Source organism: Streptomyces sp. SAS_272, from assembly GCF_052543235.1.
The window spans coordinates 1-13,205 of sequence record NZ_JBMNDR010000073.1; the positions used below are offsets into that span (position 1 = coordinate 1).

At 71.1% G+C, this 13,205-nt stretch carries 13 protein-coding genes; 6 read left to right on the plus strand and 7 right to left on the minus strand.

What is annotated here, in order from left to right; translation table 11 throughout:
• Positions 1–49: 49 nt before the first annotated feature.
• The 7 genes from ACN6LD_RS31685 to ACN6LD_RS31715 all read right to left on the minus strand — a co-directional run bounded on the left by ACN6LD_RS31685 (position 50) and on the right by ACN6LD_RS31715 (position 8,164).
• Positions 50–2,140 carry a pectinesterase family protein gene (locus ACN6LD_RS31685; RefSeq protein ID WP_445044994.1) on the minus strand — a complete coding sequence of 697 codons (2,091 nt, stop codon included), beginning with the start codon at positions 2,138–2,140 and terminating at the stop codon, positions 50–52.
• A gap of 92 nt (positions 2,141–2,232) precedes the next feature.
• Entirely contained in the window at positions 2,233–3,708 is a 1,476-nt protein-coding gene (locus ACN6LD_RS31690; protein ID WP_445044995.1) for a HAMP domain-containing sensor histidine kinase, read from the minus strand.
• Positions 3,705–4,442 carry a response regulator transcription factor gene (locus ACN6LD_RS31695; RefSeq protein WP_319196807.1) on the minus strand — a complete coding sequence of 246 codons (738 nt, stop codon included), beginning with the start codon at positions 4,440–4,442 and terminating at the stop codon, positions 3,705–3,707. The genes ACN6LD_RS31690 and ACN6LD_RS31695 overlap by 4 nt, the downstream gene beginning before the upstream one ends.
• Positions 4,443–4,567: 125 nt before the next feature.
• The gene (locus ACN6LD_RS31700; protein ID WP_445044996.1) at positions 4,568–4,774 is read right to left on the minus strand and encodes a hypothetical protein; all 207 of its coding nucleotides are present in this window, start codon (positions 4,772–4,774) and stop codon (positions 4,568–4,570) included.
• 32 nt (positions 4,775–4,806) lie between these two features.
• Entirely contained in the window at positions 4,807–6,081 is a 1,275-nt protein-coding gene (locus tag ACN6LD_RS31705; RefSeq protein ID WP_445044997.1) for a S1C family serine protease, read from the minus strand.
• Between the two features lie 157 nt (positions 6,082–6,238).
• Positions 6,239–7,270, minus strand: coding sequence for a LacI family DNA-binding transcriptional regulator (locus tag ACN6LD_RS31710; protein ID WP_079041288.1), 1,032 nt, complete (start codon positions 7,268–7,270; stop codon positions 6,239–6,241).
• 105 nt (positions 7,271–7,375) lie between these two features.
• Complete coding sequence (locus ACN6LD_RS31715) at positions 7,376–8,164, minus strand: response regulator transcription factor (RefSeq protein WP_319196538.1); 789 nt, start codon at positions 8,162–8,164, stop codon at positions 7,376–7,378.
• 232 nt (positions 8,165–8,396) lie between these two features.
• Between ACN6LD_RS31715 and ACN6LD_RS31720 the strand changes: the two genes are divergently transcribed.
• From ACN6LD_RS31720 to ACN6LD_RS31745, 6 genes are all read left to right on the plus strand, one after another.
• A complete protein-coding gene (locus ACN6LD_RS31720; protein ID WP_319196536.1) occupies positions 8,397–9,236 on the plus strand; it encodes an alpha/beta hydrolase in 840 nt (279 codons plus the stop codon).
• Between the two features lie 36 nt (positions 9,237–9,272).
• Positions 9,273–9,527, plus strand: coding sequence for a MoaD/ThiS family protein (locus ACN6LD_RS31725; RefSeq protein ID WP_057579267.1), 255 nt, complete (start codon positions 9,273–9,275; stop codon positions 9,525–9,527).
• 1 nt (position 9,528) lies between these two features.
• The gene (locus ACN6LD_RS31730; protein ID WP_445044998.1) at positions 9,529–10,875 is read left to right on the plus strand and encodes a hypothetical protein; all 1,347 of its coding nucleotides are present in this window, start codon (positions 9,529–9,531) and stop codon (positions 10,873–10,875) included.
• A 137-nt stretch (positions 10,876–11,012) separates the two neighbouring features.
• The gene (locus tag ACN6LD_RS31735) at positions 11,013–11,750 is read left to right on the plus strand and encodes an LmeA family phospholipid-binding protein (RefSeq protein ID WP_319196531.1); all 738 of its coding nucleotides are present in this window, start codon (positions 11,013–11,015) and stop codon (positions 11,748–11,750) included.
• A 376-nt stretch (positions 11,751–12,126) separates the two neighbouring features.
• Complete coding sequence (locus ACN6LD_RS31740; RefSeq protein WP_351335063.1) at positions 12,127–12,207, plus strand: Ms5788A family Cys-rich leader peptide; 81 nt, start codon at positions 12,127–12,129, stop codon at positions 12,205–12,207.
• A 137-nt stretch (positions 12,208–12,344) separates the two neighbouring features.
• Positions 12,345–13,184, plus strand: a complete 840-nt coding sequence (locus ACN6LD_RS31745) for a sulfurtransferase (RefSeq protein ID WP_107443282.1) — start codon at positions 12,345–12,347, stop codon at positions 13,182–13,184.
• The last annotated feature ends 21 nt before the right edge of the window (positions 13,185–13,205 follow it).

The window sequence follows — 13,205 nt, forward strand, 5'->3', positions numbered from 1 at the left end:
CCCCCCTCTTCGGCTTACGGGCCGGTTGGCCGGTCCCGCCGCCAACCCGTCAGGACGCGCTGGGGGTCCAGCCGCCGAGCCAGTCCACGACCTCCTGGCCGGCGGCCTGGGCGTCGGACAGCTGGGGGCGTTCGGTGCTCGCGGCGCCGGCTCCCGCGCCCTTGTTCCGGTACTCGGCGAACCGGTCGTCCTTCCACGAGAAGCCGCTCATGTCGGTCCAGGGCGCGGTCCTGATCGCGGCGCTCAGCGTGCTGTTGCGGACGGTGGCCTGCGGGTCGAGGCTCGCGTCGCCGCCGGCGTGCCAGGGGCGGCCGAGGTAGAAGCTGCGGTCGGAGACGTCCCCGCCGATCGTGGTGTCGGCGATCAGGATGCCCTTGCGCCCGGCGGCGGTGCTGGGGGCGGTGACGTAGCCGGCCGAGGTGCCGTTGAAGCGCTTCTTCAGCGTGATGACGGACTTGTCGATCACGGCGGTGGCGCGGCCGAAGATGAAGTCGACGTTGCCGATCACGTAGGAGTTCGTCATGTAGACACGGCCGAGCTTGTCCTTGGACGCGGTGTCCACCAGCAGGGTGTCCTGGTCGCCGCTGACGATGATGCCGTCCAGGAACACCTTGTCGGCGGAGGTGCGCAGGGCGACCGCCTGGCCGGCGATGTCCTGGTGGGCGCCTTCGTCGAAGTCGTTGGAGACGGTCAGGTTGCGGGCCTGGAAGTCGTCCGCGTCGACGGCGACGGTCGCGCTGCCGCCGGTGCCGTACGTGCCTCCGCCGGGCTTGGGGGTGCCCGACGCGTTGTTGTAGACGATCGTGGTGTCCTTGCGGCTGCCGCCGGTGCCCTGGATGGTGACGTGCGGCTTGTTGCTCGGCACCTTCACCAGCTCGCGGTACGTGCCCGGCTTGACGGCGATCACCACGCGCGAGGGGTTGTTCGCCGGTACGGCGTTCACCGCGGCCTGCACGGTCGTGTACTGCCCGCTGCCGTCCTTGGCGACGGTGAGCGTGGTGGCCGCGGCCGCCTTCGTGGTGGCGGTGGTCGTGGCCGCCGCCGTGGTCCCGATGGAAGCGCGCGGGCCGGTACCCGACTTGAGGAGCGCCGGGACGTCCGCGGCCTTGTCCAGCGTGTACGGGTAGTACGTCTTGGGGTTCCAGGCCGCGCCCGACCCGCCGCTCTCGTTCTTGCCGCTCGTGCCGGAGAACATGTTGCCGCGCTGGACGAGGGTGGCCGTCGTGTCCCGGACCACGGGATCGGTCATGCCCTGGAAGTAGGAGTTCTCCAGCACCATGTTCGTCTTGCCGCGGGAGTAGTTGCCGTACGACGACTTGATGTCCGTCCCCGCCACGTCCTCCAGGAAGTTGTTGTACAGGTGCGCGTGGGCGACGTTGTCCGTGGACGGGTTGCGCTGCTCGGTCTCGCGGACCCAGTTGTGGTGGATGGTGATGTCGGCGGTGACGTTGGCGGTCCAGCCGATGCCGAACGCCTTGTTCTCCTGGCTCAGTTTGTTCCAGGAGACCGTCAGGTAGGTCGTGTCCTTGCGGCTGTCGATGAGTCCGTCGGCCATGTGCCGGATGTCGTTGTGATCGATCCAGACGTGGTGGGCGCCGTCCATCTGGATGCCGTCGAAGTCGTGTTCCTTGTCGTTCCAGACGCCCTGGTAGGCGTCCCGGATCGTCAGGTTCCGGATGATCACGTTGTGGACGCCCTGGCCGAGGAAGAACCCGCCCCCGACGATCTGCCCGGAGGTCCCGGACCCGACGATCGTCTTGTCGGACTGGACCTTGATCTCTTTGCCGACCGGGTTCATGGTGATCGTGGCCGCCACGACGATGACGTACGGCTCACCGGCGGTGGCGTACTTCTCCAGGTCGGCGAGGGTCTTCACGGTGACGGTCTTGCCGTTGCGGCCGCCGTAGGTGCCGTTCTGCCCCAGGGCGTCGACCGACGCGAAGCCGTCGGCGGAGGCGGTCGCCCAGGCGGGTGCCGCGGTCGCGGCCGACGCCGTGTGCTGCACGGCGCTGCCGAACGCGCCCAGATCCGTGCCGTAGGCGAGAGCGCCGGCCGCGGTCAGGGTGAGGGGGACGCCCAGCGCGAGAGCCTTCCTGCGCTTGCGGTGCCGACGCCTGGGCGAACCGCTGATATCGCTCATGTGAGGGATTCCGTTCCATGGAGGGGACCACCCGTGGGGGGTTCGGGTCGTGGCATGGTCGCCGCACGGAAGGAAAAGGTTGCCGAGGATCCTCAGGACGTCGCCGGCACGTCTCCCGGCGTCTCCGGCGGTGGGGTCGGCGCCCCCGGCAGTCGGACCGTCGCCACCGTGCCACCGCCGTCCGCCCGCTCCAACGTGACCTGGCCGCCCGCCTCTTCCACGGTTCGGGCGACGATCGACAGACCGAGACCGGAGCCGGGGAGGGCCCGCGCTTCGGGAGAGCGCCAGAAGCGGTCGAAGACGTGCGGGAGTTCGTCGGCCGGGATGCCGGGGCCGTGATCGCGGACGGTCAGCGTCCCGCCGACGAGACGGACCTCGATCGTGCCGCCCTCGGGGCTGAACTTCACCGCGTTGTCCAGGATGTTGACCACCGCCCGCTCCAGCGCCGCCGGCTCCGCCCGGGCGTACCAGGACTCCAGCGACGCCGTGATGGTCAGCTCCGGACCGCGCAACCGGGCCCGGCGCAGCGCCGACTCCACGGTGTCCTCGAAGGACACCACCTGCACGCGCTCGCCGCGCTGCCCTTCCGGACGGGACAGTTCCTGGAGGTCGCCGATGAGCGACCCCAGCTCGGTCATCTGCGCCTTCACGGAGGCGAGCAGCGCCTTGCGGTCCGCTTCGGGGATCGGACGGCCCGTCTCCTCGCTGCGGGTCAGGAGCTCGATGTTGGTGCGCAGCGAGGTCAGCGGGGTGCGCAGCTCGTGCCCGGCGTCCGCGATCAACTGCTGCTGCAGCTCCCGGGAGTCGGCGAGGGAGGCGGTCATCGAGTTGAAGGAACGGGAGAGCCGGGCGATCTCGTCGTCGGACTCGTCCTCGACGGGGATCCGGATGCTCAGGTCCTCCGTCCTGGCCACGTGCTCGACGGCCTCGGTGAGCTTGTCGACCGGCCGCATCCCGGCCCGGGCGACGGCGAGACCGGCGGCTCCGGCGCCGACGACCCCGACACCGGAGACGAGGAGGAGCAGGAGGGCGAGGTCGTTGAGGGTGGACTGGGTGTTCTTCAGAGGGAGCGCGATGAGGAGGGCGGCGTTGGAGGCGCTCTGCGTGGACGGGTCGGCGACCGTGAGTCCCGGCAGGGTGAGGACGCGTACGTCGTTGCCCTCCGAGTCGGTGCCGTTGCGGAACTTTCCGTGGGTCTCGCTTCCCTGCTCGATGAGGTTCCGGTCGGCCTCGGTCACCTTGACCGAGCCGACGGAGTACGGCGCCACACAGGACTTTCCGTCCTCCGTGACCACCTGGTAGTAGGTGCTGCGCGGCGGCCCGTTGCCGGTGTCCAGCGATGTCTTCGTGGTGCAGTTGTTGACCGCGGCCTCGGCCTGGTCCTGAAGCCGTGGCATGCCCAGCGACTTCTCGAGATCCTGGTCGACCTGGTCGTACAGCTTCCCCTGCACGATGAACCAGCAGGTCACCGAGACCGCCGCCACCGCGAACGCCACAGCGGCGGCGACCAGCATCGACAGCCGTGCCCGGATGGGCAGGGTCCGGAACCGCCGGACGACCCTGTTCACTCGGCGCCGCCCTGCCGCAGCACGTACCCGACCCCTCGTACGGTGTGCACGAGGCGCGGCTCACCGCCGGCCTCCGTCTTGCGGCGCAGGTACATCACATACACGTCCAGCGAGTTGGACGACGGCTCGAAGTCGAATCCCCAGACGGCCTTCAGGATCTGCTCGCGGGTGAGGACCTGGCGCGGGTGCGCCATGAACATCTCGAGGAGGGTGAACTCCGTGCGGGTCAGTTCGACCGGCCGGCCGCCCCGCGTCACCTCCCGCGTCGCGAGGTCCATGCGCAGGTCGGCGAAGGTGAGGGCGTCGTCCTCCTGCGCCGCGCCCGCGCCGGCCGCCGGCGCGTAGGAGCTGCGCCGCAGCAGGGCCCGGACCCGGGCGAAGAGCTCGTCGAGTTCGAAGGGCTTGACCAGGTAGTCGTCGGCGCCCGCGTCGAGCCCGGTGACGCGGTCGCCGACCGTGTCACGGGCCGTCAGCATCAGGATGGGGGTGGTGTCGCCCGCGCCCCGGATGCGACGGGCCGCCGTCAGACCGTCCATGCGCGGCATCTGGATGTCCAGGACCAGCAGATCGGGGCGGTAGGCCGTCGCCTTCTCCAGCGCGTCCGCGCCGTCCACGGCGACCTGCGTGTCGTAGCCCTCGAACGCGAGGCTGCGCTGGAGTGCTTCGCGTACCGCCGGCTCGTCGTCGACGATCAGGATGCGCTGGGTGTCACGGTCGCCTTCGGCGGGGCTCATGGGCGTGGATTCCTCGGGTGCGGTGGGACGACGGGAGGCAGGTCGTGCTGAACGTGGTGAGCGTCCTCAGCCTCGCACGGTTCCCGGCGGGTGCGTATGGAGCGGGCGGAGCGTGCGGGGTGTGCTCAGGCGCGCAGCGCCGCGAGCCGGTTCAGCGGGACCTTGCGCACGTGCGGCCGGCCGGCCGGGGCGCGCAGGCCGGTCAGCTGCGGGGCCACCTCCGGCGCGCGGGTCGACGGGGCCGGGGCGTGCAGCTCGTACGCCACGTCGAGGGCCAGGCCGAGGTCGGCCGCACCGAATCCGGTCACCGTGTGCGAAACCTGCTTGATCATGACGTGCTCCCTGGCTCGGTCGGTGGGGGTGGTCAGCTGTCGGAGCCGCCGGCCCGCAGCGTGGCGAGGTCGGACTTGACGGTGTTGATCGGGATGGCGAATCCGAGGCCGACGCTGCCGGCGTCGGAGGAGGACGAGTCGGCCGCGGCGGAGTACATCGCGGAGTTGATGCCGATGATGTCGCCCGCGGCGTCGATGAGCGCGCCGCCGGAGTTGCCGGGGTTGAGGGAGGCGTCCGTCTGGAGCGCCTTGTACGTCGTGGTGGACTCGCCGGTGTCGCCGTTGAACTGCCGGCCGCCGAACTGGAAGGGCCAGTTGCCCTCCCCGCCGCCCTGCTGTTGCTGCTGGCCCTGGCTCTCGTCGGTGGAGACGGTCACGTCGCGGTCCAGGGCGGAGACGATGCCGCTGGTGACGGTGCCGGTCAGGCCCTCGGGGGAGCCGATCGCCACGACCGTGTCACCGACCTTGACCCCGGCGGAGTCGCCGAGGGTCGCCGCCTTCAGACCGGAGGCGTTCGCCAGCTTGAGGAGCGCGAGGTCCTTCTTGCTGTCCGTGCCGACGACCTTGGCGGTGTACGACTTGCCGTCGCTGGTCGTCACCTTGATCGAGTTCGCACCGGAGATGACGTGGTTGTTGGTGACGACCTCGCCGCCGCTGGTGATGATCACGCCGGACCCGGTGGACGTCCCGTTGCTGAGCGTGGCGCTGACCTCGACGACGCTCGGGCTGACCGCTGCCGCGATGGTGGCCACGTCGCCCGTCTTGCTGGAGGGCACCACGCTGGTGGTGGTGGACGTGGCGACCACCTCGTCCTTGCCGGTCAGCTCCTGGATGCCGTAGGCGGTGCCGCCTCCGATGGCGGCCGCGACGATCGCCACGGCGGCGAGCAGCGCGAGCGGACCGCGGGTGCGCTTCTTCCTGGCGTGGGGGGCGGGCTCGGCGGCCGGGGGAGCGAGCAGAGCGGTTCCGCCGCCGTGACCGCCGTGACCGCCGTGACCGCCGAATCCGTCGCCGCCCGGGGCCGCAGGGGCCGCCGGGGCCTGCCATCCGGTTGCGGGGTCGACCGCCGGCTGCTGCGCGGTCTGCTGCTGCGGGATCGGCTGCCGCGCGGTCTGCTGCGCCTCGTGGGCGGCAGCGGGCCGGTGGGCGGGCGGGGGCGGCCACTCCGGGTTCACGGGGGAGCCGGCCACCGGGGAGCCGGCCGCCGGCGACGGGGCCGCCGGGGAGGGTGCGTGCTGCCGGGCGCCCTCGTACGGGGCCTGGTACGGGTTCTCGTACTCGCCGCTGCGGCGGATGCTCTCGGTCATGGAAGGAAGCTTGTCGCTCGACCATGAGAGCTCCCTGAGTGCTCCCTGAGAAGCCCGGCAGAACCTCGTGTGCCCGATATAAAGCCGGACGCGGCGGCGGCGCGAGGTCTCTCAGACAGGTCTCATGAAGGCCGCCCGGGCACGGCCCGGGCGCTGTTCAAGCAGGCTGCTCGCAGCCGCAGGAACGCCGCGCCACCAGGCGCGAGGGGAACACCTTCAGGCGCTCGCGCCGGGATCCCGCGACGCGCAGACCGTCGTCCAGGACGAGGTCGACGGCGGCTCGGGCCATCGCCGAGCGGTCCGATGCGATCGTTGTCATGGGCGGGTCGGCGAGGGCCGCTTCCTTGATGTCGTCGAAGCCGATGACCGCCAGCTCGCCGGGGACGTCGATGCGCAGCTCGCGCGCCGCGCGCAGCAGGCCGATCGCCTGGTCGTCGGTGGAGCAGAAGACGGCCGGCGGCCGGTCCGGGCCCGCCAGCAGTTCGAGGGAGACGCGGTAGGCGTCGTAGCGGTTGTACGGGGCCTCGAAGAGCCGGCCCTCCGTGCTGATCCCGGCCTCGTCCATCGCGCGCCGCCAGCCCTCGACGTGGTCGGAGACCGGGTCGCCGACGGAGGGGGTCTCCGCGGTGCCGCCGACGCAGGCGACGTAGGGGTGACCGTGCTCCAGGAGGTGGCGAACGGCGAGCTGGGCGCCGCCGAGGTCGTCGGTGACGACGGCGACGTCGTCGATGGCCTCGGGACGTTCGTGCAGCAGCACCACGCGTGCGTCCCAGGCGTCGATCTCGGCGGCCGCCTGGTCGTTCAGCGCGTGGCTGACGAGGATGAGGCCGGAGACCCGCATCCCGAGGAACGCCCGCAGATAGTGGACCTCGCGCTCGGCGACGTAGTCGGTGTTGCCGACCAGCACCATTTTCCCGCGCTCGGAGGCGGCCTGCTCGACCGCGTGCGCCATCTCGCCGAAGAAGGGCTGACGGGCGTCCGGGATGATCAGGCCTATGAGGTCGGTGCGTCGGGACGCCATCGCCTGGGCGACCCGGTCGGGCCGGTACCCCAGCTCCTTGATGGCGGCGAGGACACGCTCGCGCGTGGCCGGGGCGACCGGCCGGGGTCCGTTGTTGATGACGTAACTGACGACGGCGGTCGAAGTCCCCGCCAGCCGCGCCACATCATCCCGAGTCACCTTTGCCACGCGCGGAGTCTACGCGGATGGACCGGCTCTGGGCAGGGCGTGAAGAACCTTCTGCTTGCGGAAGCAACGCCCTGTCCGAGCAGGTGCGGGGCCTACCGGCGGGTACTACGCCTCCGCCGAGACCTCGGTGGCGTCCAGGGCGGACACGTTGTCCGCCTCGTCCGTCTTTGCCCGCTCCGGCCGGTCCGTCTTCGCCTTGGTCTCGTCCGTGGAGCGTTCCCCCTTCTCGGGGGTAACGAATCGATAACCGACGTTCCGGACGGTCCCGATCAGCGACTCGTGCTCCGGGCCGAGCTTGGCCCGCAGCCGCCGTACGTGGACGTCGACCGTGCGGGTGCCGCCGAAGTAGTCGTAGCCCCAGACCTCCTGGAGCAGCTGTGCGCGCGTGAACACCCGGCCCGGGTGCTGGGCGAGGTACTTCAGGAGCTCGAACTCCTTGAAGGTGAGGTCCAGGACCCGCCCCTTCAGCTTCGCGCTGTAGGTCGCCTCGTCGACCGACAGGTCGCCGTTGCGGATCTCCATCGGGGAGTCGTCGTTGACGATCTGCTGGCGGCCCATGGCGAGCCGCAGCCGGGCCTCGACCTCGGCCGGTCCGGCGGTGTCCAGGAGCACGTCGTCGATGCCCCAGTCGGCGGTGACGGCGGCGAGGCCGCCCTCGGTCACGACGAGGACGAGCGGACAGCCCGGCCCGGTGGAGCGCAGCAGCTGACACAGGCTGCGCACCTGGGGCAGGTCGCGACGCCCGTCCACGAGGATGACGTCGGCGCCAGGGGTGTCGACGAGAGCGGGGCCTTCTGCCGGGGCCACGCGCACGTTGTGCAGCAGCAGGCCGAGGGCCGGCAGCACTTCCGTCGAGGGCTGGAGAGCGTTGGTCAGGAGCAGCAGAGAACTCATATGTCTGGTTCCTCCTCGGTCCCTGCGTGGGGCCCCTCCCACGCTTCGGGGCGGTGGGGGAGTTCTTGCGGCACTGCGGCTGTCACGGCACTGCTCTGCGTTCCCGGGGCCCGTACACCCGCGTTCACCTGGCGTTTCCCGCTCGGTGCCCGCTCGTATACAACGCGTCCGAAAGCACGAAAGGACCCGGGGGCTGCGCTGCCCGAGTCCTCTGTCCAGCAGAATAGCCCACATGAGCAGCGGTCCGGCAGGTCATGTGGTGCGTTCCACCGTTCGTCCGAATTGCGAGACGGGCACCTCCGCACCATTGCGGACGTTTCTGCCCACCGCCGACGGGGTTTCCATCGATTTCGTATACAACCCGGGTGCGGTCGTATACGACGCCGGCGGGTCATCCGCCCGACACCCGGTGTTCGTCGTCGCCCACGGGTTCACCGGCGACGTGGACCGGCCGCACGTACGGCGGGTGGCGTCCGTCCTCGCCCGGTACGGCGCCGTCGTCACCTTCTCCTTCCGTGGGCACGGCCGCTCGGGCGGGCACTCGACGGTGGGCGACCGCGAGGTCCTCGACCTGGCCGCCGCCGTCGACCGGGCCCGTTCGCTCGGGCACGCGCGCGTGGTGACCGTCGGCTTCTCCATGGGCGGCTCGGTGGTCCTGCGCCACGCGGCACTGCACCCCGGGACGGTCGACGCCGTGGTCTCGGTGAGCGCCCCCGCCCGCTGGTACTACCGCGGGACGGCCCCCATGCGCCGGCTGCACTGGATGGTCACCCGCCCCGAGGGCCGCCTCGTCGGCCGCTACGGCTTCCGCACCCGCATCCACCGACGCGACTGGGACCCGGTGCCCCTGTCCCCGGTGCAGGCGGTCCCGAGGATCGCCCCGACACCGCTGCTGATCGTGCACGGCGACCGGGACGGCTACTTCCCGCTCGACCACCCCCGAATGCTGGCGGAGGCCGCCGCCGGACACGGCGAACTCTGGGTGGAGCACGGCATGGGCCACGCCGAGCACGCGGCCGGCGACGGCCTGCTGGCCCGTATCGGGGACTGGGCGGTCGCCCGGGCGGGCTAGCCTGACCGTGTACACAGCCGATCGATTGAGGAACCCATGCCCCAGGTCACGGTGCGCTACTGGGCCGCCGCGAAGGCCGCGGCCGGCATCGCCGAGGAGTCGCAGGAAGCGGCGACGCTCGCCGAGGCGCTCGACGCCGTACGCGAGCGACACCCCGGCGAACTCGTGCGTGTCCTGCGGCGATGCTCGTTCCTCGTCGACGGTGACCCCGTGGGCACCCGCGAACATGAGACGGTACGGCTGGCCGACGGCGGCACGGTCGAGGTGCTCCCGCCGTTCGCAGGAGGGTGAGATGACCGACCAGCCGTACGACCATCAGGGTTACCCGGACCACCAGGCCTACCAGGGCCAAGAGGGCTACCGGGGCGAAGAGGGTTATCAGAGCCACGAAGCCCAGCAGGGGTACCAGGGCCGGCCGGACCACGACCCGTACGCGCAGCAGGCGCAGCAGTTCCAGCAGGCGCAGCAGCAGGCGTGGCCCGGGCAGCAGCAGGGGTACGACGACCCTCAGGCGCACCTCCAGTACACGCAGCAGTGGCAGGGGCAGACCTGGGAGACGAGCGTCCAGCCGCCGGTCGCCGCCGCGGACCCGGCCGCCGACCCGGCCCGAACCGCATACCTGCCGCCGCAGACGGGCGGGGTTCCCGCGTACGGGAACCCGCAGGCCGCCTACGGAGACCCGGCGGACGGGACGGACGGCCGACACGCTGCCGCCGCCCGGCCCACGCCTCACGCGTCCCCCGCATCCCCGGCGTCGCATACGTCCCCCGCGTCTCACGCCTCTCCCGTGTCCGCCGGGCCGGCGCCCGCCGTCGCGGCCTCCCAGCCCGCGGGCGGCACCGGCTCGGGGTACGGGCCCGCCACGATGGCCGGCAACGCCCGGGTCACCGACGCCCAGCGGGCCCGGCTGGAGGGCCGCTCGCCCATCATCGAGCCGGGCATGCAGCCCGCCGCGCTCACCGCGCTGCTCGGTCTGCTGCTCTCCGGCACGGCGGCGATCGGTTCGTACGCCCTGCTCGTCCCGCTCGTCGTCCTCCAGGCGGTGACGGCCGCGGGCTGGTTCCGGCTGAACGGCATGTGGCCCGCCCGGCAGGGCATCGCCCTCGCCTTCCTGGGCGCGCTGGTCTCGGACGCGGTGCTCCTCGCCGCCGGCCGGGAGAACGCGCCCGCCGCCATCCTCGGCACTCTCGGCGTGTGGGTCCTGCTCTGCCTCATCCTCCAGCTGCGCTCGCACGCCGACCCCGACGAGCGCATGTACGGCCTGATGGCGACCGTCACCTCCAGCGCGCTGGCCGTCCTCGCCACCGGCCACCTCGGCGCCGATCCGGACGCGGTGTCGGTCGGCGCGGCCGCGGTGGCGGTGGCCGTCCTCGCCCGGGCGCTGCCGCTGCCCACCCCGGCCTCCGTCGTGGTGTCCCTGCTCGCCGCGGCGGGCGCGGGCATCGCGGTCGGCGGGATGACCGGTCTGGGCGCCGGGGGCGCGCTGCTCGGCGCCGGCGCGGCGGTCTGCGCGCTCATCGGCCACCGGGTCGCGAGCTACGACTACCCCTCCCGTTTCGTGCACTTCACGGCGGGCGTGGCCCTGCCGCTGGCCGCGGCGGCACCCGCGGTGTACGTGCTCGGGCGGGCGCTGGCGTAAGACGCCGGCGTAAGGAGGTAAGAGCGGTAAGGGTCTGTCACAGGTGATCGACAATCCGGCGGCGGGCCTTTCCCCAAGGGTTACCTTGAACCGTTGTCAGTGAACTGTTCAGGTCGTCCGGTGGGGGAATATCCGTCATGCGTGCACTCCGCATACTTCTGGTCGTCGTCGTGGTCCTGGGCGGCCTGTTCGTGCTGGCGGACCGTCTCGCCGTGAACTTCGCGGAGGGCGAGGTGGCCGACAAGCTCAAGGCCAACGAGGGCCTCGCCGCCACCCCGGACGTGTCCATCAAGGGCTTCCCGTTCCTCACCCAGGTCGTCGGCGGCTCGCTGGACGACGTCGAGGTGGGCATCAAGGACTACCAGGCGGCGACCGGCACCAGCGGTCGGACGATCCGGATCGGCGACCTCCAGGCGAACATGAAGGGCGTCGAGTTCTCCGGCGACTACAGCTCCGCGACCGCCGCCAGTGCCACCGGCAGCGCCTCCATCACCTACGCCGAGCTGCTGAAGACGGCCAAGGCCGAGCCGACCGAGGTGGTGCGGGGCGTCACCGCGAACGTCGTGGGCCTCTCGGACGGCGGCAACGGGAAGATCAAGGTCGCCGTCGAGGCCACCGTGCTCGGCACCAAGCTGCCGCAGCCCGTGTACGTCCTGAGCACGGTCACCGTCCAGGGCGACACCGTCCGCGTGCACGCCGACTCGCTGCCGAGCTTCGGCGGGGTCCGGGCCGCCGAGAACGAGGTGCGCTCGATCACGGACTTCCAGCAGAAGATCGACGACCTGCCCGGCGGCATCAAGCTGGACAAGGTCCAGGCGGGCAAGGACGGCGTCGAGATCTCCGTGAAGGGTTCGAACGTCAGGCTGGCCGGGTAGGGCTGGACGCTGACGGACGAACCACGGATCGCCGGACCCGATAGCCGCACCGATCGCCAGACCACCGATCGCCAGACCGCCGGTCGACGAGCCGCCGGTGGACGAGAGGCTGGTGGACGGGGCGCCGGTGGACGGGGCGCCGGTCGACGGGGCGTCGACGGACGGACCGCCGGTGGACGAACCGCCGATGGACGCCGGCTGTCCGACAGGCGAGACGCGATCGCCGCGCGGCCGATGTGACGACGAATACAAGCGCCCGGAACCCGTGTCCCCACGGTCCGGGCGCTTCTGCGTTCCCAGCATGCGGACGATCGCGTCTCATTATTCGGAGCCTTGATGACATGGCCGCCTGTCCGTCCCTACGATCGACAGCATGATGCAGCGACAGGCGGATCTCACGAAGCGGCGGGCAGTAGACCTGTGCCGCGTCGCCGCCATGCTCTGTCGCCCCTTCTGAGCGGAAGCGCCGCCGGCCTTCCGCGTCTCCCCCGCCCTCTTCCGAGGGCATCCGTGCGCCGGCCGCCGGCGAGTCCCGGTCGCGCACCCCTCTTTTCTTGCACACCCCCGCCGTAACTGCCCCGGAGGAGAACGAGCATGAGCCGCAGCGACGTACTGGTCGACGCCGACTGGGTCGAGGCCAACCTCGACAACGCCGACATCGCCATCGTCGAGGTCGACGAGGACACGTCCGCGTACGAGAAGAACCACATCAGGAACGCGATCCGGATCGACTGGACCCAGGACCTGCAGGACCCGGTCCGCCGTGACTTCGTCGACCAGGAGGGCTTCGAGAAGCTCCTGTCCGCGAAGGGCATCGCCAACGACACGCTGGTGATCCTCTACGGCGGCAACAACAACTGGTTCGCCTCGTACGCCTACTGGTACTTCAAGCTGTACGGCCACGAGAACGTCAAGCTCCTCGACGGCGGCCGCAAGAAGTGGGAGCTGGACGCCCGCGAGCTGGTCGAAGAGGTGCCCGAGCGCGCGACGACCGACTACAAGGCCAAGCCGCAGAACACGGCCATCCGCGCCTACCGCGACGACGTCGTGGCGGCCATCGGCGTCCAGAACCTGGTCGACGTCCGCTCGCCCGACGAGTTCAGCGGCAAGCTGCTCGCCCCCGCCCACCTGCCGCAGGAGCAGTCGCAGCGTCCGGGCCACGTCCCGTCCGCCCGCAACATCCCGTGGTCGAAGAACGCCAACGACGACGGCACGTTCAAGTCGGACGACGAGCTCAAGGAGCTCTACGCCGACGAGCAGGTCGACCTGGCCAAGGACACCATCGCGTACTGCCGCATCGGCGAGCGCTCGGCCCTGACCTGGTTCGTGCTGCACGAGCTGCTGGGCGTGGAGAACGTCAAGAACTACGACGGCTCCTGGACCGAGTACGGCTCCCTGGTCGGCGTCCCGATCGAGCTCGGCGCCAACAAGTAATCCCACCCGACCGACCTTCTG

Excerpts from the sequence above, each read along its gene's own strand:
- ACN6LD_RS31685 (WP_445044994.1), bottom strand. The coding sequence starts at position 2,140 with ATGAGCGATATCAGCGGTTCGCCCAGGCGTCGGCACCGCAAGCGCAGG.
- ACN6LD_RS31695 (WP_319196807.1), bottom strand. The coding sequence starts at position 4,442 with ATGAGCCCCGCCGAAGGCGACCGTGACACCCAGCGCATCCTGATCGTC.
- ACN6LD_RS31700 (WP_445044996.1), bottom strand. The coding sequence starts at position 4,774 with ATGATCAAGCAGGTTTCGCACACGGTGACCGGATTCGGTGCGGCCGAC.
- ACN6LD_RS31705 (WP_445044997.1), bottom strand. The coding sequence starts at position 6,081 with ATGACCGAGAGCATCCGCCGCAGCGGCGAGTACGAGAACCCGTACCAG.
- ACN6LD_RS31715 (WP_319196538.1), bottom strand. The coding sequence starts at position 8,164 with ATGAGTTCTCTGCTGCTCCTGACCAACGCTCTCCAGCCCTCGACGGAA.
- ACN6LD_RS31720 (WP_319196536.1), top strand. The coding sequence starts at position 8,397 with ATGAGCAGCGGTCCGGCAGGTCATGTGGTGCGTTCCACCGTTCGTCCG.
- ACN6LD_RS31725 (WP_057579267.1), top strand. The coding sequence starts at position 9,273 with ATGCCCCAGGTCACGGTGCGCTACTGGGCCGCCGCGAAGGCCGCGGCC.
- ACN6LD_RS31730 (WP_445044998.1), top strand. The coding sequence starts at position 9,529 with ATGACCGACCAGCCGTACGACCATCAGGGTTACCCGGACCACCAGGCC.
- ACN6LD_RS31735 (WP_319196531.1), top strand. The coding sequence starts at position 11,013 with ATGCGTGCACTCCGCATACTTCTGGTCGTCGTCGTGGTCCTGGGCGGC.
- ACN6LD_RS31740 (WP_351335063.1), top strand. The coding sequence starts at position 12,127 with ATGCAGCGACAGGCGGATCTCACGAAGCGGCGGGCAGTAGACCTGTGC.
- ACN6LD_RS31745 (WP_107443282.1), top strand. The coding sequence starts at position 12,345 with ATGAGCCGCAGCGACGTACTGGTCGACGCCGACTGGGTCGAGGCCAAC.